General features: G+C 65.2%; 15 protein-coding genes and 1 pseudogene. 14 read left to right on the top strand and 2 right to left on the bottom strand.

Annotation, left to right across the window (positions count from 1 at the left end; translation table 11 throughout):
* The 14 genes and pseudogenes from mraY (at position 1) to ligA (ending at position 20024) form a co-directional block, all read left to right on the top strand.
* A complete protein-coding gene (gene mraY, locus ACP2YP_RS30520) occupies positions 1-1104 on the top strand; it encodes a phospho-N-acetylmuramoyl-pentapeptide-transferase (RefSeq protein WP_426419930.1) in 1104 nt (367 codons plus the stop codon).
* Between the two features lie 10 nt (positions 1105-1114).
* Positions 1115-2512 (top strand): UDP-N-acetylmuramoyl-L-alanine--D-glutamate ligase, encoded by a 1398-nt coding sequence (gene murD, locus ACP2YP_RS30515; RefSeq protein WP_426419929.1) that lies wholly within the window; start codon positions 1115-1117, stop codon positions 2510-2512.
* 240 nt (positions 2513-2752) lie between these two features.
* On the top strand, positions 2753-3904 hold the full coding sequence (gene ftsW, locus ACP2YP_RS30510; RefSeq protein ID WP_426419928.1) for a putative lipid II flippase FtsW: 1152 nt from the start codon (positions 2753-2755) through the stop codon (positions 3902-3904).
* Between the two features lie 175 nt (positions 3905-4079).
* Positions 4080-5180 (top strand): undecaprenyldiphospho-muramoylpentapeptide beta-N-acetylglucosaminyltransferase, encoded by a 1101-nt coding sequence (gene murG, locus ACP2YP_RS30505; protein ID WP_426419927.1) that lies wholly within the window; start codon positions 4080-4082, stop codon positions 5178-5180.
* A gap of 201 nt (positions 5181-5381) precedes the next feature.
* Positions 5382-6786, top strand: a pseudogene (murC, locus tag ACP2YP_RS30500) (UDP-N-acetylmuramate--L-alanine ligase).
* Positions 6787-7128: 342 nt separating this feature from the next.
* Positions 7129-8049, top strand: coding sequence for a UDP-N-acetylmuramate dehydrogenase (murB, locus tag ACP2YP_RS30495; RefSeq protein WP_426419926.1), 921 nt, complete (start codon positions 7129-7131; stop codon positions 8047-8049).
* 22 nt (positions 8050-8071) lie between these two features.
* Positions 8072-9058 carry a D-alanine--D-alanine ligase family protein gene (locus ACP2YP_RS30490; protein WP_426419925.1) on the top strand — a complete coding sequence of 329 codons (987 nt, stop codon included), beginning with the start codon at positions 8072-8074 and terminating at the stop codon, positions 9056-9058.
* A 348-nt stretch (positions 9059-9406) separates the two neighbouring features.
* A complete protein-coding gene (locus ACP2YP_RS30485) occupies positions 9407-10435 on the top strand; it encodes a cell division protein FtsQ/DivIB (protein ID WP_426419924.1) in 1029 nt (342 codons plus the stop codon).
* The gene (ftsA, locus tag ACP2YP_RS30480) at positions 10432-11754 is read left to right on the top strand and encodes a cell division protein FtsA (RefSeq protein ID WP_426419923.1); all 1323 of its coding nucleotides are present in this window, start codon (positions 10432-10434) and stop codon (positions 11752-11754) included. Before ACP2YP_RS30485 ends, ftsA begins: the two co-directional genes overlap by 4 nt.
* A gap of 87 nt (positions 11755-11841) precedes the next feature.
* Positions 11842-13632 (top strand): cell division protein FtsZ, encoded by a 1791-nt coding sequence (gene ftsZ / locus ACP2YP_RS30475; RefSeq protein WP_426419922.1) that lies wholly within the window; start codon positions 11842-11844, stop codon positions 13630-13632.
* A 355-nt stretch (positions 13633-13987) separates the two neighbouring features.
* Entirely contained in the window at positions 13988-14950 is a 963-nt protein-coding gene (gene lpxC / locus ACP2YP_RS30470; protein ID WP_426419921.1) for a UDP-3-O-acyl-N-acetylglucosamine deacetylase, read from the top strand.
* A gap of 244 nt (positions 14951-15194) precedes the next feature.
* Complete coding sequence (locus ACP2YP_RS30465) at positions 15195-16082, top strand: outer membrane protein assembly factor BamD (protein WP_426419920.1); 888 nt, start codon at positions 15195-15197, stop codon at positions 16080-16082.
* 24 nt (positions 16083-16106) lie between these two features.
* On the top strand, positions 16107-17792 hold the full coding sequence (gene recN, locus ACP2YP_RS30460; protein WP_426419919.1) for a DNA repair protein RecN: 1686 nt from the start codon (positions 16107-16109) through the stop codon (positions 17790-17792).
* Between the two features lie 84 nt (positions 17793-17876).
* On the top strand, positions 17877-20024 hold the full coding sequence (gene ligA / locus ACP2YP_RS30455; RefSeq protein ID WP_426419918.1) for an NAD-dependent DNA ligase LigA: 2148 nt from the start codon (positions 17877-17879) through the stop codon (positions 20022-20024).
* Positions 20025-20243: 219 nt separating this feature from the next.
* Here ligA and ACP2YP_RS30450 read toward each other — a convergent pair whose 3' ends face one another.
* Together ACP2YP_RS30450 and ACP2YP_RS30445 are read right to left on the bottom strand one after the other, a co-directional pair.
* Complete coding sequence (locus tag ACP2YP_RS30450; protein WP_426419917.1) at positions 20244-21398, bottom strand: IS481 family transposase; 1155 nt, start codon at positions 21396-21398, stop codon at positions 20244-20246.
* Positions 21399-21520: 122 nt separating this feature from the next.
* Complete coding sequence (locus ACP2YP_RS30445; RefSeq protein ID WP_426419916.1) at positions 21521-22801, bottom strand: multidrug effflux MFS transporter; 1281 nt, start codon at positions 22799-22801, stop codon at positions 21521-21523.
* Positions 22802-22978 lie beyond the last annotated feature (177 nt).

Genomic DNA, 22978 nt, shown 5'->3' with positions numbered 1-22978 from the left:
ATGTTTTACTGGCTGATCGAGCTCTCCAACACATTTCCGGGCTTCGGTGCAGTGCGCACCGTTCTGAACGTCTTCCGCTACATCACCTTCCGCACCGGCGGCGCCGTCGTCACCGGCGCGCTGTTCGTGTTCCTGTTCGGGCCCTGGATCATCGATCATCTGCGCATCCGCCAGGGCAAGGGCCAGCCGATCCGCACCGACGGTCCGCAATCGCATCTGGCCAAGAAGGGCACGCCCACCATGGGTGGGCTGATGATCCTGTCCGGCCTCACGGTCGGCACCGTGCTGTGGGCCAATCCGCTCAACCCCTATGTCTGGATCGTGCTGGCGGTGACGCTCGGCTTCGGCTTCGTCGGTTTCTATGACGATTACCTCAAGGTGACCAAGCAGACCACGAGCGGGTTCGGCGGCAAGCTTCGCCTGCTGATCGAGGCGATCATCGCGCTGGTCGCCTGCTATGCGCTGGTGCGGCTGAACCGCGATCCTGCGTCGACCGCGCTGACGATTCCCTTCCTGAAGGACACCGTGCTGCATTTCGGCTGGTTCTTCATCGTATTCGGCGCCTTCGTCATCGTCGGCGCCGGCAATGCCGTGAACCTCACCGACGGCCTCGACGGCCTCGCCATCGTGCCCGTCATGATCGCGACCGCGAGCTTTGCGATGATCGCCTATCTCGCCGGCAACGCGGTGTTCGCCGATTACCTCCAGATCAAATATGTCGCCGGCACCGGCGAGCTTGCGGTGCTCTGCGGCGCGCTGCTGGGCGCCGGCCTCGGTTTTCTCTGGTTCAATGCGCCACCAGCTTCGATCTTCATGGGCGACACCGGCTCGCTCGCGCTCGGCGGCATGCTGGGGGCGATCGCGGTCGCGGTGAAGCACGAGATCGTGCTCGCTGTGATCGGCGGCCTGTTCGTGCTGGAGGCGGTCTCCGTCATCGTGCAGGTGGTCTCGTTCAAGCTCACGGGCAAGCGCATCTTCCGCATGGCGCCGATCCATCATCATTTCGAGCAGCTCGGCTGGACCGAACCGCAGATCGTGATCCGCTTCTGGATCATCTCGGTGATGCTGGCACTCGCCGGTCTCTCCACGCTGAAGCTGCGCTGACGGTACCGCGATGATCCCGATTACATCCTTCGCCGGCAAGACGGTCGCGGTGTTCGGCCTCGGCGGCTCGGGGCTCGCCTGCTGCCACGCGCTGAAAGCCGGCGGCGCCGAAGTGATCGCCGCCGACGACAATGCCGACAACGTCGCCAAGGCCGCGCAGGCCGGTTTCATCACCGCAGATCTGCGCAACATCTCCTGGTCGAATTTCGCCGCGCTCGTGCTCGCGCCCGGCGTGCCGCTGACCCATCCGGTGCCGCACTGGAGCGTGCTGAAGGCGCGCGAGGCCGGCGTCGAGGTGATCGGCGACATCGAACTGTTCTGCCGTGAGCGCCGACGGCACGCACCGGACGCGCCGTTCATTGCGATCACCGGCACCAACGGCAAGTCGACCACCACGGCTTTGATCGCGCATCTCACAAAGGTTGCGGGCTACGACTCCCAGATGGGCGGTAATATCGGCACCGCGATCCTGTCGCTGGAGCCGCCGCGCATGGGCCGCGTCCACGTTATCGAGATGTCGTCCTACCAGATCGACCTCACGCCCTCGCTCGATCCCTCCGTCGGCATCTTGCTCAATGTCAGCGAAGATCACATCGATCGTCACGGCACCATCGGACATTACGCTGCGGTGAAGGAGTGCCTGGTTGCGGGCGTGCAAGCAGGCGGCACGTCGATCGTCGGTGTCGATGACGGCTATTGCCGCGACATCGCCGACCGGCTTGACCGCGCCGGCAAGAACGTGGTGCGGATCTCCGTCAGGAATCCGCTGGCGAGCGGCATTCATGTCGAGCATGGCACCATCGTGCGTACCGCGGGCGGCGCCAGGAGCGAGGTTGCAAAACTCGGCGGCATCGGCTCGCTGCGCGGCCTGCACAATGCGCAGAACGCGGCCTGCGCGGCCGCCGCCGCGCTTGCGATGGGCATCAGCCTGGACGTGCTGCAGGACGGCCTCCGTAGCTTTCCGGGCCTGGCGCACCGCATGGAGCAGGTCGGCCGCCGCGGCAACGTGCTGTTCGTCAACGACTCCAAGGGCACCAACGCCGACGCCACCGCGCATGCGCTGTCGTCCTTTGCCGACATCTTCTGGATCGCGGGCGGCAAGCCGAAGGCGGGCGGCATCACTGGCTTGACCTCCTTCTTCCCGCGCATCCGCAAGGCCTATCTGATCGGCGAAGCCGCGCAGGAATTTTCAGGTACGCTCGGGACGGTGGCTCACGAGATCAGCCAGACGCTCGATGTCGCCGTCGAGCACGCGGCACGCGACGCGGAAGCTTCAGGTCTCACCGACGCGGTCGTGCTGCTGTCGCCGGCCTGCGCCTCCTTCGACCAGTACCGCAACTTCGAAATCCGCGGCACCAAGTTCCGCGAACTGGTGCAGGCGCTGCCGGGTGTGAAGCCGGTGGTGTGAGGGCAAGCGGCTATCCCTTGCTCCGCTGTCGTCGTCCGGCTTGACCGGGCGACCCAGTATTCCAGAAGCCGTGCTTGAGCCGAGGGGCCGCGGCGTACTGGATGCCCCGGTCAAGCCGGGGCATGACAGTGTGTTGTGTGATGGCAGCGGGGATGATCTCCAATCATCCGCAATTCCTTAACCCCCCGGTAACCAACCTCGGCGACCAATGGACAGACCTCTGTCCGAAAGCGGCCGCCCATGCTCTCCCGTGAAGAACGCACCCCCTTTACCGAGTGGTGGTGGACCGTCGATAAGCCGCTGCTCGGCGCGATCCTGGTGCTGATGCTGACCGGCGTCATCCTGTCGCTGGCGGCGAGCCCGCCGGTCGCGACCCGCATCGGGCTCGATCCCTTCCATTTCTTCAGCCGGCACGTGATGTTCCTACTGCCGTCCTTCACGGTGCTGCTCGGCGTTTCCTTCCTGTCGCCGCGCGCGATCCGGCGAAGCGCGCTGATCATCTTCACGATCAGCATCATCCTGATCGTGGTGACGCTCGCGATCGGCCCCGAGGTCAAGGGCTCGCGGCGCTGGATCACGCTGCTCGGCGTCAACATCCAGGCCTCCGAAATCGCAAAGCCGTCGTTCGTCGTCATCGCGGCCTGGCTGTTCGCGGAATCGACCAAGCGGCCGGAGATGCCGGCGACCTCGATGGCGTTGGTGCTGCTGTTGATGCTGGTCTCGCTGCTGGTGATGGAGCCGGATTTCGGTCAGACCATGTTGATCCTGATGGTGTGGGGCTCGCTGTTCTTCATCGCGGGCATGCGAATGATCTGGGTGTTCGGCCTGGCCGGTGCGGCCGCGGCCGGCCTGTTCAGCGCTTACCTGTTCGTCCCGCACGTCGCGGGCCGCATCAAGCGCTTCATGAACCCGGCCTCCGGCGACACGTTTCAGGTCGATACCGCGATGGAGGCCTTCTACAACGGCGGCTGGTTTGGCCTCGGACCGGGCGAGGGGATCGCGAAACGCAGCCTGCCGGACAGCCACACCGACTTCGTGTTCGCGGTCGCCGCCGAAGAGTTCGGCATCATCCTGTGCCTCGCCATGGTGATGCTGTTCGCCTTCGTGGTCATTCGTACGCTGTCGCGCGCCTATGCCAATGAAGACATGTTCTCGCGCTTTGCGGCCTCGGGTCTCGCGATCCTGTTCGGCGTGCAGGCCGCGATCAACATGTCGGTCAACCTCCAGCTCATCCCTGCCAAGGGCATGACGCTGCCGTTCATTTCCTATGGCGGATCCTCGATCGTGTCGTTGGCTTACGGCGTCGGCATGATGCTGGCCCTGACGCGGCTGCGCCCGCGCACCGAGGTCGAGGCCCGTGGCCATGCCGAGGCGATGCGCAGCTACGCGTGATCCTCACCCTGAGGAGCCGCGCTCTGCGCGGCGTCTCGAAGGGCGAGGCCCAAGTGGAAATTCGGGCCGGGCCTTCATCCTTCGAGACGCGCGTTCCGCGCTCCTCAGGATGAGGGGCAGGCAGCTTGGCCGGCTGCGCTCGCAATGACGGCGGAGGCTCTGTAAAAGGGCACTCATGGACAATTCCCCCTTGATTCTTCTCGCCGCGGGCGGCACCGGCGGTCATTTGTTTCCGGCCGAGGCGCTCGGGGTCGAGCTGATCCGGCGTGGCTTTCGCGTGCGCCTCGTGACGGATGAGCGCGCATTGCGCTACAGCGGGCTGTTCAGCAAGGACATGATCGACGTCGTCGCGAGCGAGACGGCGCGCGGCCGCAATCCGGTCCAGCTCGCTTATGCCGGCCTCACCCTCGCCACTGGCACGCTGTCTGCTTACCGCCTGATCAAGCGATTGAAGCCCGCTGCCGTCATCGGCTTCGGCGGCTATCCGACATTGCCGCCGCTGGTTGCGGCAAAGTTCGCGGGCGTGCCTGGTATCATCCACGACGCCAATGCTGTGCTCGGCCGCGCCAACCGGTTTCTGTCGAGCCGTGTCCGCGCCATCGCAACATCCTTGCCGGGCGTGCTCGACCGCGATCCGACGCTGGCAGCCAAGACCACGACGGTCGGCACGCCGATGCGGCCGGCGGTCCTCGCTGCGGCGGCGGTGCCATATGCCGCACCCGAAGCGAACGGCCCGCTGCGCCTGCTCGTCGTCGGCGGCAGCCAGGGCGCGCGCATCATGGCCGATACCGTGCCCGGTGCGATCGAGCGGCTCGAGCCGGCACTGTGGAGCCGGCTGGTCCTGACCCAACAGGTCCGCGACGAGGACATGGCGCGCGTGCGCGCGGTTTACGACAAGCTCAAGATCAAGGCCGAGCTGGCGCCGTTCTTCACGGATCTGCCGGCGCGGCTCGCCTCCAATCATCTGGTGGTGTCGCGCTCCGGCGCCGGTACGGTGGCCGAGCTTGCCGCGATCGGAAGGCCTTCGATCCTGGTGCCGCTGCCGGGCGCGATCGACCAGGACCAGTTCGCCAATGCCGGCGTGCTGGCCAAGGTCGGCGGCGCCATTCGCATTCCGCAGACCGAGTTCACCTCGGATCGTCTCGCCGCAGAGATCTCCGGTTTCGCGGCCGAGCCGGCGCGCCTTGCCGCCATGGCTGCGGCGGCGAAGGAAGCAGGCCGGCTCGATGCCGCCGAGCGGCTGGCCGATCTGGTGGTCAAAGTCGCGGGAATCTGACGCGAAACCCGCCAAATTTCCTACTTTTGCCGTCATGGCCGGGCTTGTCCAACCAAGTCGGATTTATCCGACTTGGTTCTTTTAAAAGTGACGGCACTCGGTATACCGAGTGCCTATGCATCCACGTCTTGCAAGAAGTGGTAAAGATTCGTGGATGCCCGGGACAAGCCCGGGCATGACGACGGAACGACGGGATAGAGCATGAGACTGCCGCGCGAGATCGGACCCATCCACTTCATCGGGATCGGCGGGATCGGCATGAGCGGCATCGCCGAGGTGCTGGTCAATCTCGGCTATGCCGTGCAGGGCTCGGATGCCTCCGACAATTACAATCTCGACCGCCTGCGCAAGAAGGGTGCGAGAGTTCTCGGTCGGCCACAAGGCCGAGAATGTCGACGGGGCCGAGGTCGTCGTCGTGTCCACCGCGATCAAGCGCGACAATCCGGAATTGATGGCGGCGCGGGAGCGGCGCATTCCCGTGGTGCGTCGCGCCGAGATGCTGGCCGAATTGATGCGGCTGAAGAGCTGCGTCGCGATTGCCGGCACGCACGGCAAGACCACGACGACCACGATGGTCGCAACGCTGCTCGACGCCGGCGGGCTCGATCCCACCGTGATCAACGGCGGCATCATCAACGCCTATGGCTCCAACGCGCGTCTCGGCGCCGGCGACTGGATGGTCGTGGAGGCCGACGAGAGCGACGGCACGTTTTTGAAGCTGCCGACCGATGTCGCGATCGTCACCAATGTCGATCCCGAGCATCTCGACCACTTCAAGACCTTCGAGGCGGTGCAGGACGCTTTCCGCGCTTTCGTCGAGAACCTGCCGTTCTACGGCTTTGCCGTGATGTGCATCGACCATCCCGTGGTGCAGACCCTCGTCGGCAAGATCGAGGACCGCCGCATCATTACGTACGGCGAAAATCCGCAGGCCGACGCGCGGCTGCTCGACCTGACGCCAATGGGCGGTGGCTCGAAATTCAAGGTCGCGTTCCGCGATCGCAAGACCGGCGCCGTGCACGAGATCGCCGATCTCATGCTGCCGATGCCGGGCCGTCACAACGCCTCGAACGCGACGGCTGCGATCGCGGTCGCGCGCGAGCTTGGCGTTTCAGATGACGCGATCCGCAAGGCGATCGCCGGCTTCGGCGGCGTCAAGCGCCGCTTCACCAAGACCGGCGAGTGGAACGGCGTCACCGTGATCGACGATTACGGCCATCATCCCGTCGAGATCGCGGCCGTGCTGAAGGCAGCGCGGGACTCCACCAACGGCAAGATCATCGCCGTGGTACAGCCGCATCGCTACACCCGCCTTCAATCGCTGTTCGAGGAGTTTTGTACCTGTTTCAACGATGCCGATGCAGTGGTCGTCGCAGACGTCTATGCCGCCGGCGAGACGCCGATCGATGGGATCGACCGCGATCATTTCGTCGCGGGCCTGCGTGCGAATGGTCACCGCGAGGTAATCCCGCTGCCGGGGGCGACGGAGCTCGCCGGAATTGTCATGGGCGTGGCGAAGTCTGGCGATCTCGTCGTGTGCTTGGGGGCCGGCAACATCACGCAATGGGCGTATGCGCTGCCGGACCAGTTGAAGGCGCTGGGGTAGGGCTCTGATGAGAGTCTCACAGACAGCCACACGGCAAACTGCGCTCCCTCCCCCCTTGCGGGGGAGGGCGGGGGAGAGGGGTGACCCCGGGCGAGGTCTGAGTTCGTGGCTACCCCCCTCCCTACCCCTCCCCCGCAAGGGGGGAGGGAACCCATCCGCCGTTGCCTCCCTGACTCTCGCAAAGGATCAGAGCGCAGCTGTGACGCTGTCTGAGGTGAGCACGCTGGTCAGGCTCCCTCCCCCCTTGCGGGGGAGGGTTGGGGAGAGGGGTAAGCCCCGGGCATCGGCGGACAACGTCGCACGACGCAATCTCAATTCAGCTCGCATGCCCGTCGGCGCGCCATGAGCTTCCCCGACATCACACCCGAGCTCAAAGCCGCGATGCCGGAGCTGCGGGGGCGGCTGCTGGCCAACCAGTCGCTGGCCGAGCTGACCTGGTTTCGCGTCGGCGGTCCGGCGCAGGTGCTGTTCACGCCGTCGGACGAGGATGATCTCGCTTATTTCCTCGCGCATCTGGCCAGCGACATCCCCGTCTATGTCGTCGGTGTCGGCTCGAATCTTATCGTCCGCGATGGCGGCATTGCGGGCGTGGTGGTCCGGCTCGCGCCGCGCGCTTTCGGTGAGGCCACTGCGAGCGGCGACGTCGTCACCGTGGGTGCGGCCGCGCTCGACAAGCGCGTCGCGGAGGTCGCGGCCTCTGCCAACATCGGCGGGCTCGAATTCTACTTCGGCATTCCCGGCACGATCGGGGGCGCGCTGCGCATGAATGCGGGCGCCAATGGCGGCGAGACCAAGGATGTTCTGATCGAGGCGCGCGGCGTCGGCCGTGACGGCACCAAGCACGTCTTCTCCAATGCCGACATGAAATTCGTCTACCGTAACAGCGGTGTCGATCCCTCCATCATCTTCACCTCCGCACGCTTTCGCGGCGAGATCAGGGGTACTGATGCGATCCGCGCGCGGATGGCGGAGGTGCAGACCCACCGCGAGACCGCGCAGCCGATCCGCGAAAAGACCGGCGGGTCGACCTTCAAGAATCCTCCCGGCCATTCCGCCTGGAAGCTGGTCGATGCCGCCGGCTGCCGCGGCCTGCGCGTCGGCGGTGCGCAGGTCTCCGAGATGCATTGCAACTTCCTGATCAACACGGGCGATGCCACCGCGCACGACATCGAGACGCTGGGCGAGACCGTGCGCGAACGGGTCAAGGCGAATTCCGGAATTGAGCTGCACTGGGAAATCAAGCGGATTGGAATTCCCGGCTAACCAGGACAGGGGACGAGAGAACATGCGCACCACCATCCTCTTTGGCGGCTCCAACCGGGAGCGTCTGGTTTCCGTCGCTTCGGCCCAGGCGCTGCACGAGGTGCTGCCCGAGGCCGATCTCTGGTGGTGGGACGTCGAGGACAAGGTGCACGTCGTGCAGTCCAGGCAGCTGCTCGAACATTCTCGGCCCTTCGAGGACGAGTTCAAGCCGGGCACATCAGGCATTCCGCTGGCGCAGGCGCTCGACAAGGCCAAGGCGGAAGACCGCGTCCTCGTGCTCAGCCTGCATGGCGGGTGCGCCGAGAACGGCGAATTGCAGGTGATGTGTGAAGCGCGCGGCGTGCCGTTCACAGGCTCCGGCTCGGCCTCCTCGCATCTCGCCTTCGACAAGATCGCAGCCAAGCGCTTTGCCGCGCTCGGTGGCGTGACGCCGCCTGAGGGCATCGCGCTGGAAAATATCGATGATGCCTTCGCCGAATATGGACGGCTGATCGCAAAGCCGGCGCGCGATGGATCGAGCTATGGCCTGATCTTCGTCAACGCCAAGCAGGATCTCGTCGCCGTCCGCAATGCCTCCAAGCACGAAGAGTATGTGATCGAGCCCTACATCGCCGGCGTCGAGGCGACCTGCGGCGTGCTGGAGCGCACCGACGGATCGATCATCTCGCTGCCGCCGATCGAGATCATTCCCGGTGAGGGCAATTTCGACTACGCCGCAAAGTATCTCTTGAAGTCGACACAGGAGATTTGTCCGGGCCGCTTCACCGCCGAGGTCACCGCCGCGCTCAAGACCGAGGCGATGCTGGCGCATCGCGCGATGTCCTGCACCGGCTATTCCCGCTCCGACTTCATCGTCTCGGAGAAGGGGCTGGTCTATCTCGAAACCAACACGCTGCCCGGGCTGACCAAGTCCTCGCTCTACCCCAAGGCGCTGAAAGCCGAGGGCATCGCATTCGTCGACTTCCTCCGCGACCTGATCGAGCTGGCGGTGCGGCGGGTACAGAAATAGTTAGGATTGGTTAACGGCTGCGAGGGCGAAAACGGCCGGTTTGGTGCCCAAAGCCGGTAAAATACCGGACATCGTGGCATAACTGCCTCAGAGAGCTGGGCAAAAAGCATTCTTCGTTAACGAACTTTACCTTTTGTTTACCAGGAAGTCCGAAGGTTAACGCTGGCGGCGCATATGGCGTTTTGGCTGCCGGCGCGTGAGCCGTTTCGGATTGTCCCCGACCGGCGAACGCTTTGAAGGGGAGCGGTTTCTTCTGCCGAAGACCATTACCCGGCCCGGCACGTCCGAGACGTCATGTTCGCCAGGACCCGCGCGATGTCGCGGGCAAACTGTTGACGAGCTCGTGCAATGGATGGTGCAGGAAGCCTCACCCGGTCGTTTTTGAGATCGCTGAGGCCCCAAGCTGACCTGAAGGCGGCCGCTATCGGAGCGGTCGTGCTTCTGCGCGAGTGGGTGCAAGAGAAGCGAGACGCCAAGCGCGATCAGACGCGCGCTGCTGCCAGGCAAAGGATCAAGGCCAAGGCCGTCGTCGAGCGCGAGCCGCCGCCGCGCCTGATCGCGCTGGTCGAGCGCTATCTGCCGCGCCGGGTCGGGATCAGCATGACCGTGCTGCTGTTGATCGGCAGCTGCGGCCTCGGCATCGTCAAGGGCGGCCATCTCCAGGATTTCATCACCGCGGTCAGCGACGCGCGCAACGCCATGGCCAATTCGGCCGGCTTCCGCATCACCTCGGTCGTGATCAACGGCCGCAAGCAGCTCAGCCAGGACGAGATCCTCGCGATCGGCGGCGTCAGCGGCCGCTCCTCGCTGCTGTTCCTCGATGCCGACGACGTCCGCGACAAGCTCAAGGCCAATCCCTGGATTGCGGACGCGACCGTGCTGAAGCTCTATCCGGGCCAGCTCATGATCGAGATCATCGAGCGCAAGGCGTTCGCGCTGTGGCAGGAGGCCGGCCGGCTCTCCGTCATCGCCGACGACGGCGCGCTGCTCGAGCCCTATGTCTCGCGCCGGTTCCTGTCGCTGCCGCTCGTGGTCGGGAAGGGCGCCGACACCCAGGCTCGCGACTTCCTCGCGCTGCTCGCCCGCTACCCGCAGGTGAACTCTGTGACCAAAGCCGCGATCTATGTCGGTGAGCGGCGCTGGAATTTGAGGCTGAAGGACGGCCTCGACATCCGCCTGCCCGAGCAGGACGTCGGCAACGCACTCGCCGCGCTCTCCAAGCTCGACAAGGACGACCGACTGTTCTCGAAGGACATCGTCGCGATCGACATGCGCCTGCCCGACCGTCTGGTGGTGCAGCTGTCCGACGACGCCGCCAAGGCGCGCGAGGATCTGTTCAAGGACAAGAAGAAAAAGAAGGCCGGGGACGCCGCATGACCGGTCTTGATCGCACCCAGACGCCGAAGACGCGCCCGATGCCGCATAAGCGTGGCGGCCTCGTTGCCTGCCTCGACATCGGCACCAGCAAGATCGCCTGCATGATCGCGCGGTTGAAGCCGTCGGCGCCGAGCGAGGCCCTGGGCGGCCGTACCCACGCGGTGGAGCTGATCGGTTACAGCCAGATCCAGTCGCGCGGCATGAAGGCCGGCGCGGTGGTCGATCTTGCCGAATGCGAGCAGGCGGTGCGCCAGGCCGTCGGGCTTGCTGAGAAAATGGCCAAGGTGCGGGTCGAGTCCGTTTTGCTGTCGGTCTCCGGCGGCCGGCTCGCGGGCCAGCTGGTCGAGGCCGTAGCCGACATCCGTGGCGGCGCGGTGACGCCGGCCGATGTCAGCCGCGTCACCTCCACCGGCATGCGCCACGCCACCGGCGAGGGCCGCACCGTGCTGCATGCGCTGCCGGTCGGCTACACGCTCGACGGTGTCAAGGGCATCCGCGATCCCCGCGGCATGGTCGCGCATCAATTCGGCGTCGACATGAACGTCGTCACCTGCGACGCCACCGTGGCGCGGAACCTGATGCTGGCAGTGGAACGCTGCCATCTCAACGTCGAAGCCATGGCGGCAAGCCCCTATGTGGCCGGCCTGTCGGTGCTGACCGACGACGAGGCCGATCTCGGCGCCGCCGTGGTCGAGATGGGCGCGGGCACCACCACGATCGCGGTCTATTCCGGCGGCCGCTTCGTGCACGCGGCCGGATTTGCGGTCGGCGGGCAACACATCACGATGGATCTCGCGCGCGGACTCTCGGCGACCATTGCCGATGCCGAGCGAATCAAGACGTTATACGGCACCGTCATCACCGGCGGATCGGACTCGCGTGAGCTGATGTCTGTACCGACGGCCGGTGACGACCAGGATCTGCCGCAGATCGTTTCGCGCGCCACCATCGCCAACATCGTCAAGCATCGTGCCGAGGAAGTCTTCGAAATGGTTCGGGACAAGCTGAAGGATTCGCCCTTCGCGGCAGAGCCCAAGGGCCGTGTCGTGCTCTCCGGCGGCGCCTCGCAGCTCACCGGCCTCGTCGAGCTCGGCACCCAGATTCTCGGCCGGCCCGTGCGGGTCGGACGTCCGCTCGGTTTTGGCCGGCTGCCCAACGAGGCGAAGAACGCCGCGTTCGCGGTGCCGGCCGGACTTCTCGTCTACCCGCAATATGTTCACCACGAACATGTCGAACCGCGGCATACGCGGCAGCAGGTCAGGACAGGAACGGGCGGTTATTTCGGAAAGGTCGGACGATGGCTACGCGAGGGCTTTTGATGACCGCTTTCCGCAATTGTCGATTTTCACCAACTCCCGCGGCCGCAGGCCGGGGCGAACCCACGCGCGCGTGATCGAGAGGCAAACATGACCATCAGCATCAACGTTCCTGATATTCACGAGTTGAAGCCCCGCATCACCGTGTTCGGCGTCGGCGGCGCCGGTGGCAACGCCGTCAACAACATGATCACGGCCGGCCTCCAGGGCGTCGACTTCGTGGTCGCCAACACCGACGCGCAGGCGCTGACGATGTCGAAGGCGCAGCGCATCGTGCAGATGGGCACCGCGGTGACGCAGGGCCTCGGCGCCGGCTCGCAGCCGAACGTCGGCGCTGCCGCCGCGGAAGAAGTCATCGACGAGCTCCGCGACCATCTCTCGGGCGCCAACATGGTGTTCGTCACCGCCGGCATGGGCGGCGGCACCGGCACCGGCGCTGCCCCCGTCATCGCCAAGACCGCGCGCGACATGGGCATCCTCACCGTCGGCGTCGTGACCAAGCCGTTCCACTTCGAGGGCGGCCGCCGCATGCGCACCGCCGAAGCCGGCATCAACGAGCTTCACAAGGTCGTCGACACGCTCCTGATCATCCCGAACCAGAACCTGTTCCGGGTCGCGAACGAGAAGACCACCTTCGCCGACGCCTTCGCGATGGCCGACCAGGTGCTCTACTCGGGCGTGGCCTGCATCACCGATCTGATGGTCAAGGAAGGCCTGATCAACCTCGACTTCGCCGACGTGAGAGCGGTGATGAGGGAAATGGGCAAGGCGATGATGGGCACCGGCGAAGCCTCCGGCGACAAGCGCGCGCTGACCGCTGCTGAAGCCGCGATCGCCAACCCGCTGATCGACGACAGCTCGATGAAGGGCGCCAAGGGCCTCTTGATCTCGATCACCGGCGGCAAGGACCTCACCCTGTTCGAGGTCGACGAAGCCGCCACCCGCATCCGCGAGGAAGTCGACCAGGACGCCAACATCATCGTCGGCGCGACCTTCGACGAAGCCCTCGACGGCCTGATCCGCGTCTCGGTCGTCGCCACCGGCATCGAGCAGGCGGCGATCGCCCGCAACAGCCAGGCGACGTCCGCTCCGGTCGCGAACGCCGCGCCGCAGGCGCAGCAGGCTCCCGCTGCTCCGGCCGCCGCCGCCGAGAGCCGTCTCGCCGACCTCACCGCGCGCCTCCGCGCCGACAACCAGCGCATGGCCGAGCGCGCCCAGAAGCTGGAAGCGCAGATCCCGGCCGCCGCGCCCGTCGCTGCCGCACCGCGTCCCAATGTCGAGCGTGCGGCGCTTGCCGCCATAGCGGCTGCCGTTTCCGAAGTCCCGCAGGCGCCCGCGCCGATGCAGACCTATGGCGACGTCACCGTACGCCCGATCGCGCAGAAGCCCACGCTGTTTCCGGAGCCCGAGCAGGCGCCGCTCGCCATGCATGAGCCGATGACGCCGGACACCTTCATCCCGCCGCAGGCCGAGCGTGCCCCGGCCCGCGCCCCGCGCATGCCGCGGCTCGAGGAGCTGCCGATGCCGGCCCAGGCCGAGCTGCGTCAGGCGCGCGGCGAGGTCGAGGAGGAAACGCCGCAGAAGACCCGCCTGTCGCTGCTCCAGCGCCTTGCCAATGTCGGCCTCGGCCGTCGCGACGAGGAGACCGAGGCCCCGATCGCCGCCCGCACCGCCGGTCCCGCCATGCCGGCGCTGCCCGAGCGCAAGCCGCAGCGGACGGTGCAGCAGCAGATCGCCGCTAGCGAACCGGTGTCGGAATATGCCCGCCGGCCCGCGCCGCAGGGTCTCGACGCCCATGGCCGCCCCGCACCTGTTGCGCCGGCGCCACAGGGAGACGACCATCTTGATATCCCGGCCTTCCTGCGGCGGCAGGCGACCTGAGGATTGTTACAATAAGGCAGACGCAAAAAGGTCCCGGCGGGAAGCTTGCCGGGACCTTTCCTTTTGTCCCGTGCATATCCGGATTGCGCATTCAAGCAACTGATTTTAAATCATTAATTACTTGTTCGGTGCTTCAGTAAAGCTGCCGATAACCGTCCCAAACACCGGCGCAATTTGGTTAAGCCTTGGCGCGAATACGGCGGGTTTGGGGTAACAATCGGTAAAAAAGCGTGAGTTGGCGCTGTTTAGGGCAGTGACTATGGTTTGCCGTGACTTGGGGATACGAGATTCGGACGGCCTTGGCCGGTAGTCGGATTTGTATAAGTCGCAGTGGGTCTTAGTGGGGCGGTTCCTGATGAAGTTTAGCCGGCAAACAACGCTTCGTGCGCAAGCCACCGTGGCCGGCGTCGGCGTTCATTCCGGACTTCCCGTGACCCTCACGATTGGACCTGCACCTGTCGATGCAGGTTTTATTTTTGTCCGCACCGGACTCGAAGGAAGTGACCGCGAGGTTCAGGCGACTGCTGAGCACGTAGTTGCGACGGATCTCGCGACCGTGCTGGGCGACCGTGATGGTCCGCTGATTTCGACTGCCGAGCATGTGCTTGCTGCACTGCGGGGAATGGGTGTTGATAACGCCACCATCGAGATCGACGGCGCGGAAGTGCCGATCATGGATGGCAGCGCGGCGGCCTTTGTCGCGGCGATTGATCAGGCAGGCATCGTCACCCAGCCGGCGCAGCGCCGGTTTATCCAGGTCCTGAGGCCGGTCTCGGCTGCAATCGGCGATTCCTTTGGCGAATTGCGTCCCTACGCTAACGGTTTCCGCGCCCAGGTTGAAATCGACTTCACCAATCCCGTGATCGGCCGGCAGGATTACACGCTTGAGCTCAGCCCGGAACGCTTCCGGCGCGAAGTTGCCCGGGCTCGCACCTTCGGGATGATGTGCGACCAAGCACGGCTGTGGGGCGCCGGCTATGCGCGCGGTGCCTCCTTCGACAACACCGTCGTGTTCGATGATGAGCGGCTGCTCAATCCTGAGGGCCTGCGTTACGCCGACGAATGCGCCCGCCACAAGGTGCTGGACGTCATCGGCGATCTCGCGCTGGCCGGGCTGCCGCTGCTCGGCGCCTATCGCTCGATGCGTGGCGGCCACAAGCTCAACCATGCCGTCCTGACCGCGCTGCTCGCCGACCGTACCGCCTGGCGGGTGGTCGAGGGCGAGGCAGCCCGCCGCACCACGCGTAGCGTGGTCGAGATCGGCAGTGGTATCGTTGGCGGCCGGATCGCCGCGGCCTACGGGCCGGACGTGTCCTGAAGGCTTACTGAGGCAGGCGGCCGGACGGCGCTGTCTCCGGGAAACTCCTGGTAACCATGATCGACTAGGATTGCGGCGTTTTCGCCTTAATCCGGGCGGAATGCCTGCCTATCCGATAGGTTAACAATCGTTTTTCGGTTACACCGACGTGGTCGCATGGCAGGCACCACGGTTACATTTCGCGCCTGTGACGGGGATCACGGGCTGGCGGGCACCGCATCACAGGGCGTCAGGTCTTAAATTCATGTCGGCACAGCGTATGACGCGCGGATATCTCTTGGTTTCACCGCGAGCCCGTGGGCTGCTTCAGGTCGCAACGCTCTTCCTGCTCGCCTTGCCGCTGGCCGGCTGCGGCACCGGCTCGCTCTGGGACAAGTTCACCGCCAAGGACGACACCTTCGTCGAGGAGCCTGCCGACAAGATCTACAATGAGGGCTTGTACCTCATGAACGAAAAGAAGGACATGAAGGCGGCGAACAAGAAGTTCGAAGAGGTCGACCGCCAGCATCCCTATTCCGACTGGGCGCGCAAATCGCTGCTGATGTCGGCCTACGCGTCCTACCAGGGCGGCGACTATGACAGCTGCATCGGCGCTGCCACCCGCTACGTCACCCTGCATCCGGGCAGCCCGGACGCCGCTTACGCGCAATATTTGATCGCCGCCTCGCACTACGACCAGATCCCGGATATCAGCCGCGACCAGGCGCGCACCGAGAAGGCGATCGCCTCGCTGGAAGAGGTGGTGCGCAAATATCCGACGTCCGAATACGCGACCTCCGCCAAGGCCAAGATCGAGGGCGCGCGCGACCAGCTCGCTGGCAAGGAAATGAATGTCGGCCGCTACTACATGGGGAAGCGCGACTACACGGCCGCGATCAACCGCTACAAGGCCGTGGTGACGCAGTACCAGACCACGCGTCACGTCGAGGAGGCGCTCTACCGTCTCACCGAAGCCTATATGTCGATCGGCATCGTCGGCGAGGCCCAGACCGCCGCCGCCGTGCTCGGGCATAATTTTCCCGACAGCCGGTGGTACAAGGACGCCTATAATCTTGTAAAATCCGGTGGTCTCGAGCCGAGCGAGAATCAGGGGTCCTGGATCAGCCAGACCTTCAAGAAGATTGGCCTCTAGGTCTCGGCTAGGAAATCTGGTTCCATGCTGGCGCGTCTGTCGATCCGTGACATCGTCCTGATCGAACGGCTCGATATCGAATTCGCCACCGGACTCGCGGTTTTGACCGGTGAGACCGGTGCGGGCAAATCCATCCTGCTCGATGCCTTTGCGCTGGCGCTCGGCGGCCGCGGCGACGCCGGCCTCGTGCGCCATGGCGCGGAACAAGGGCAGGTCACCGCCGTCTTCGATATCCCGAAGAATCATCCCGCGACGAAAATTCTGGCCGAGAACGGGCTCGACGACGCGAGTTTTGCAGAATCTTGCGAAATGATCTTGCGCCGGGTCCAGCTCGCCGACGGCCGCACCCGGGCCTTCATCAACGACCAGGCGATCAGTGTGCAGACGCTGAAGGCGGTCGGCGCCGCCCTGGTCGAGATCCACGGCCAGCATGACGAGCGCGCGCTGGTCGATGCCGCCACCCATCGCCGCCTGCTCGATGCCTTTGCAGGCCTTGAGAAGGACGTCGCAGCCGTCGAAGCCCTCTGGGACGCGCGCCGCACCGCCAACACCGAGCTGGAAGAGCATCGCGCCGGCATGGAGCGCGCCGCGCGCGAGGCGGATTATTTGCGCCACGCCTCCGACGAGCTGAAGCAGCTCGCGCCGAAGGACGGCGAGGAGACCTCGCTCGCCTCGCGCCGCACCACCATGATGCAGGGCGAGAAGATCGCCTCCGATCTGCGCGAGGCGCAGGAGGTGGTCGGCGGCCATCATTCGCCGGTTGCGGCGCTCTCGGCCGCCGTGCGCCGGCTGGAGCGCCGCGGCGTCAACTCGCCGGCGCTGGTCGAGCCCGCGGTGAAAGCAATCGATGTCGCGATCAACGCGCTGGAGGAGGCCGACCAGCATCTCCAGGCGGCCCTGGCCGCGACCGATTTCGACCCGGCCGAGCTCGAACGCATCGAGGAGCGGTTGTTCGCGTTGCGCGCCGCCTCGCGCAAATATTCGACGCCGGTCGATGGCCTGGCGGCGCTTGCCGCCAGATACGCCGCCGACGTCGTGCTGATCGATGCCGGCGCCTCGCGCCTGAAGAGGCTGGAGCAGGCCGCGATCGAGGCCGATGGCCGCTATGCGGTCGCTGCCAAAAAGCTCTCGGCAGCGCGGCAGAAATCGGCCGAGAAGCTCAACAAGGCCGTCAATGCCGAGCTCGCCCCGCTCAAGCTCGAACGCGCCAAATTCATGACCCAGGTCGCGACCGACGAGGCCGCGCCGGGTCCGCAAGGCTTCGATCGCGTCGAGTTCTGGGTGCAGACCAATCCGGGCACCAAGCCGGGCCCGATGATGAAGGTCGCTTCCGGTGGCGAGCTCTCGCGCTTCCTCCTGGCGCTCAAGGTCGTGCTGTCCGATCGGGGCTCGGCGCCGACCCTGGTGTTCGACGAAATCGATACCGGCGTGGGCGGCGCGGTCGCCGATGCCATCGGCGGGCGTTTGGCGCGCCTTGCCGGCAAGGTGCAGGTGATGGCCGTGACCCATGCTCCTCAGGTCGCCGCCCGTGCCGACCAGCATCTCTTGATCTCCAAGGATGCACTGGACAAGGGCAAGCGCGTCGCCACCCGCGTCAACGCGCTCGCCGCCGACCACCGCCGCGAGGAAATCGCCCGCATGCTCGCCGGCGCCGAGATCACGGCCGAGGCGAGGGCGGCCGCAGACCGTTTGCTCAAGGCGGCGAGTTAGGTTTCGGACGCGCGCAGGGCGATCCGGGAACAAAGCGCCCAACCCGCCTTTACCCTCCCGCCCGCTCCGTCGTATCCAAGCACCATGGCAAGAGCAGCAAAATCCAAACCGCTTCGTGATGTCGCCGACCTCACCAAGGCGCAGGCCAAGGTCGAGCACATGCGGTTGTCGCTCGAGATCGAGGGGCACAACGAGCGCTACTACCAGGACGATGCGCCCACCGTCACCGACGCCGAGTACGACGCCCTGCGCCAGCGCCTCAACGCGATCGAGAAACGCTTTCCGGAATTCGTCAGCGGGGATTCGCCGTCGCAGAAGGTCGGCGCGGCGCCATCGGGGCGTTTCAGGAAGGTGCGGCACTCCGTTCCGATGCTGTCGCTCGACAACGCCTTTGCCGAGGAGGACGTGCGCGACTTCGTCGGCCGGATCGTGCGGTTCCTGAAGCTCGACGACGACAAGGTCGATTTCTCCGCCGAGCCGAAGATCGACGGCCTGTCGATGTCGCTGCGCTATGAGGGCGGCGAGCTCGTCACCGCGGCGACGCGCGGCGACGGTGCGGTCGGCGAGGACGTCACCGCCAACATCCGTACGCTCGAAGACGTGCCGCACAAGCTGAAGGGCCGCAACATTCCCGATATCTGCGAGGTGCGCGGCGAAGTCTACATGACCAAGAAGGCCTTCCTCGCGCTCAACGAGCGGCAGAAGGCAGCCGGCGACACCATCTTCGCCAACCCGCGCAATTCGGCCGCGGGCTCTTTGCGTCAGAAGGATCCGACCATCACCGCATCGCGTCCGCTCGGCTTCTTCGCCTATGCCTGGGGCGAGATGAGCGCGATGCCCGAGGATACGCAGAGCGGCATGATCCACTGGTTCGAGCGCTGCGGCTTCAAGACCAATCCGCTGACGAAACTCTGTCACTCGGTCGAGGAGCTGCTTGCCTTCCATCATTCCATCGAGGAGCAGCGCGCAAAGCTCGACTACGACATCGACGGCGTCGTCTACAAGGTCGACCGCATTGACTGGCAGGAGCGGCTCGGCTTCGTCTCGCGCATGCCGCGATGGGCGGTTGCGCACAAATTCCCGGCCGAGCGCGCCATGACGGTGCTCCGCGACATCGAGATCCAGGTCGGCCGCACCGGCTCGTTCACGCCGGTCGGCAAGCTCGAGCCGATCGGCGTCGGTGGCGTGATCGTGCAGAATGTCACGCTGCACAACGAGGACTACATCAAGGGCATCGGCAACAAGGGCGAAGTGCTGCGCGAGGGCCGCGACATCAGGATCGGCGACACCGTCGTGATCCAGCGCGCCGGCGACGTGATTCCGCAAATCGTCGACGTCGTCCTCGACAAGCGGCCGAAGAGCGCGGAGGAATTCCATTTCCCGAAGAAGTGCCCGTGCCCGCTGCACACCGACGTCGTGCGCGGAGAGACGGCCGCTGGCGAAGAGGAGGCGCGCGCCCGCTGCACCGGCGAATTTGCCTGCCCTTACCAGAAGATCGAGCACCTCAAGCTGTTCGTGTCGCGGCGCGCTTTCGACATCGACGGTCTCGGCGAGAAGCAGCTGCAGTATTTCTTCGACGAGGGATGGGTCAAGGAGCCCTCCGACATCTTCACGTTGGAGAAGCGCAACGCAAAACTCAAGCTCGAGGAGATCGAGGGCTACGGCGCGACCTCGGTGCGCAATCTGTTCGGCGCCATCGAGAGCCGGCGCAGAATAGCGCTGGAACGCTTCATCTATGCGCTCGGCATGCGCCATGTCGGCGAGACCACGGCCTTGGCGCTCGCGCGCGGCTACGGCTCCTGGGATGCCTTCCACGATGCCTGCCTCAAGGCCGCCAAGGGCGACGAGGAGGCGATGGCGGAGATGGACGCGCTGGACCAGATCGGCGACACCGTGATCAAGAGCATCGCCGATTATTTCGGCGAGAGCCACAATCGCGGCATCGTCGAGCGGCTGACCGAGGAGGTCGAGATCGTTGACGCCGAGAAGCCGAAGAGCAACTCTGCCGTTGCTGGCAAGACGGTGGTGTTCACGGGCTCGCTGGAGAAGATGACGCGCGACGAAGCCAAGGCGACCGCGGAGCGGTTAGGGGCGAAAGTGTCGGGCTCGGTGTCGAAGAAGACGGATCTCGTCGTTGCCGGCCCCGGTGCGGGCTCGAAGCTCGCGGAAGCCGACAAGCACGGCGTCAAGGTGCTGACCGAGGACGAGTGGCTGAAGCTGATCGGGGAGTGAGGAGGGATTCTTCCCTTCTCCCCTTGTGGGAGAAGGTGGCGCGCGTAGCGCGCCGGATGAGGGGTCTCTCTCCGCGCGGCCCCTCTCAAGGCTTGAGCTCGAGGATAGAACCCCTCATCCGGCGCTTTCGCGCCACCTTCTCCCACAAGGGGAGAAGGAAGAAAGTGTCCAGCGGATGGATAGGTAACACAATAGACCGGATGGATGGGTGACACTCGTTCATGATTTGGTCGGCTGCGGCGCTGTGCTAGCACAGCGCCGCAGCTTGCGTGTTTGCTGGTCGATGATGCCGATCGGCACGTCGAAGAAGCGCACTTGCCAGTATCCGTCCTCGGTTTCCTCGACGACAACTGCTTCACCGTCAAGAGCGCTGCAGATGTGGATGAGGTCGCCACGCCATTTGATCTCGCCGTTGGAGCGGACCTGACGCACCGCGGCTTCGGCTGGATAATCGGGCTCTGGAAGCCGCCTTGGCATCTCACGGGGCGAGGGCTGATAGACGGTTGCAGGAGGGCGCTGGCCAAGCGACTCGTGTGGCCGTTCTTCGTTGTAGTCGCGCACAAAAGCCGCAAAGCGACGGGCCTGCGCGGCCCGGGTTGGCGGCGGTGGCCGCATGGCTTCCAGAAGCGTGAGGTGAAAACGCTCGTGTCGGCCGTTCTGCTGCGGATGGCCAGGATCAATCCGTTCATGCCGGATGCCGAGCTTGATCCACCATACCGACAGCGCCGTCAGGCCCGTGGTCCCGGTCGAGGCGAACGGCGAGCCATTGTCGGAGCAGATGATCTGCGGCAAGCCGTACTCGCGAAACGCCCGCTCCAGCAGCGGTTGGCATTCGGAATATTGCGTGCTGCCCGTCGCAGCCAAACTAATCAAATAGCGGCTGAAGCCATCGGTCGCCGTGAAAGGTTCAACCCGAGATCCGTCGCCCAGTCGGATCCAGCCCTTGTGATCGAGGGCCCATACATGGTTGGCATGCTGAGGCACCGTCAGTTGCCCCATGCGCGGCGGCGCACGTCGCCGAACCCGACGGCTGCTAACCAGTCCCGCCCGTTTGAGGATCTCGCCCGCCGTCGAGGCCGACGGCCAATCGACATCCCCTTGGCAAGCCTCAAGCTTGCTCACAATCTTGCGCGGCCCCCAGCTCGGCCGCTCGAGCCGCAGCCCCACAATCGCATCAACGATGTGCTGCGGCGTCGCGCGCCCATGCACCTGCGCGGCGTGCGAGCGATCCGCAAGCCCTCCAGGCCCTTCCAACCGGTAGCGCTCCAACCATTTGTAGCCGGTCTTGCGACTGATCTCGTAGCGGTCGCAAAGCTCCGTCATCGTCCACAATCCGCTTCGCTGATCCGCGATGAAGCTAACCCGTTGGTCCATTGCGCAGCTCTCTCGCCAAGGCATCGGCTGATCCTCCCAGCCGACAGAGAACTGTCACCCATCCATCCGGTCTACTGTGTTACCTATCTATCCGGTCTGGACAAAGCGTCACCGGGAAAGACTCACATCATCCCGCTCTCGTCCTCCTCCGCCTGCTCGATCAACGTCTTGCTCACCACCAATTCGCGGCGGGGGACGACGAAGATCATCATGCAGGCGCAGAGCAGCGAGATGGCGAGAACGGCCGAGGTCAGCGGCAGCGTTGTTGCGGAATGGCCGCCGAGATAGGCGCCGAATTGCGACATCAGCGCGCCGATTCCCTGCTGGAGGAAGCCCATCGCGCCTGACGCGGTGCCGGCGGCTTCGGGACGGATGCTGATCGCACCGGCCGCGGAATTCGCCATCACGAAGGCATTGCCGACCATCACGATCATCTGCGTGCCGAACAGCCACGCCGGTGCCTCGTTCCAGCCGGCAAAACTCCAGAGCAGGTTCAACAGGCTGCCGCACAGTTGCAGGCCGAGCCCGAACCAGATCAGCTTCTCCAGCGAGTGCCGCGGAGCGAAGCGTACGCAGAGCAGATTGCCGACCAGATAGGCGAACCCCGTCGTGGCGAACCACGCGCCGTATTCGGCGCTGGTCCGACCCATTTGCGTCACGACGATGTAGGGGCCGCCGCCGGCGAAGGTGAAGATGATCTGGGACGCCAGCACCTGGCACATCACATAGCCGATGAAGGCACGGTTCTTGATCAGCACGCCGACGTCGCTGCGGAAGCCGCCGCTGCCGACCGCGCGGTCGCGGCGCGTCTCGGGCAGCGCGATCGCGATGCCGACGGCGACTGCAAGCGCGCCGATCGTGACGGCGTAAAAGATCGCGCGCCAGCCGAACGCGGTCTCGATCAGGCCGCCGGTGAGCGGCGAGACCATCTGGCCGATCATCAGGGCGGCGACCACGAGGCTGATCATGGAGGCGATGCGGTCGCGCTGGTAAATGTCGCGGATGATGGCGCGGCTCACCACCATGCCGGAGGCGCCGCCGAGCGCCTGGAAGAAGCGCGCAGCGATCAGCTGCGGCAGGGTTTCGGCGAAGATGCAGGCGACGCTCGCCGCGACCATCAGCGCGAGACCGCCAAGCAGCACCGGGCGCCGGCCGAACTTGTCCGACAGCGGCCCCATGATCAGCTGCGACAGCGCGATGCCGACCATGTAGAGCGACACCGTCATCTGCGCGATTGAGATGTCACGGCCGAACGTCGTCGCCAGCACCGGCAGTGCCGGAACCAGGATGTAGAGCGAGATCGGCGCAATCCCGGTCATGACGACCAGCAGCAGCAACACCACGCGCGAGGTCGCAATGTTTGTCGTCGCCGTCTCCGGCGGTCTGCTGATCATGCCGTGCATGCGTGTCCGCCTTTCGAAGTCGAATCGGACTGTAGCGTGCTCGCACAAGACGGAAATCGGCGTTTCGGAATGCGGCTATACCGATTCCGGGACTGTTATAATAACAGCGTGCAGGAAGCCGTTGTTTTACGGGCAAACTGCGTCAGGAGCGTGCAAAGCCCGTCGTGGTTGCGCGCA

The organism is Bradyrhizobium genosp. A, assembly GCF_049949275.1.
GTDB lineage: Bacteria > Pseudomonadota > Alphaproteobacteria > Rhizobiales > Xanthobacteraceae > Bradyrhizobium.
The sequence above is the reverse complement of the archived record's forward strand: the minus strand, read 5'-3'. Positions and strand labels throughout refer to the sequence as shown.

Bases quoted from the DNA above. Each gene is read 5' to 3' on its own strand.
- ftsW (WP_426419928.1), top strand. From the start codon at position 2,753: ATGCTCTCCCGTGAAGAACGCACCCCCTTTACCGAGTGGTGGTGGACC.
- ACP2YP_RS30450 (WP_426419917.1), bottom strand. From the start codon at position 21,398: ATGGACCAACGGGTTAGCTTCATCGCGGATCAGCGAAGCGGATTGTGG.
- mraY (WP_426419930.1), top strand. From the start codon at position 1: ATGTTTTACTGGCTGATCGAGCTCTCCAACACATTTCCGGGCTTCGGT.
- ACP2YP_RS30485 (WP_426419924.1), top strand. From the start codon at position 9,407: ATGGATGGTGCAGGAAGCCTCACCCGGTCGTTTTTGAGATCGCTGAGG.
- ftsA (WP_426419923.1), top strand. From the start codon at position 10,432: ATGACCGGTCTTGATCGCACCCAGACGCCGAAGACGCGCCCGATGCCG.
- recN (WP_426419919.1), top strand. From the start codon at position 16,107: ATGCTGGCGCGTCTGTCGATCCGTGACATCGTCCTGATCGAACGGCTC.
- ligA (WP_426419918.1), top strand. From the start codon at position 17,877: ATGGCAAGAGCAGCAAAATCCAAACCGCTTCGTGATGTCGCCGACCTC.
- ACP2YP_RS30445 (WP_426419916.1), bottom strand. From the start codon at position 22,801: ATGCACGGCATGATCAGCAGACCGCCGGAGACGGCGACGACAAACATT.
- murD (WP_426419929.1), top strand. From the start codon at position 1,115: ATGATCCCGATTACATCCTTCGCCGGCAAGACGGTCGCGGTGTTCGGC.
- murB (WP_426419926.1), top strand. From the start codon at position 7,129: ATGAGCTTCCCCGACATCACACCCGAGCTCAAAGCCGCGATGCCGGAG.
- lpxC (WP_426419921.1), top strand. From the start codon at position 13,988: ATGAAGTTTAGCCGGCAAACAACGCTTCGTGCGCAAGCCACCGTGGCC.
- ACP2YP_RS30465 (WP_426419920.1), top strand. From the start codon at position 15,195: ATGTCGGCACAGCGTATGACGCGCGGATATCTCTTGGTTTCACCGCGA.
- murG (WP_426419927.1), top strand. From the start codon at position 4,080: ATGGACAATTCCCCCTTGATTCTTCTCGCCGCGGGCGGCACCGGCGGT.
- ftsZ (WP_426419922.1), top strand. From the start codon at position 11,842: ATGACCATCAGCATCAACGTTCCTGATATTCACGAGTTGAAGCCCCGC.
- ACP2YP_RS30490 (WP_426419925.1), top strand. From the start codon at position 8,072: ATGCGCACCACCATCCTCTTTGGCGGCTCCAACCGGGAGCGTCTGGTT.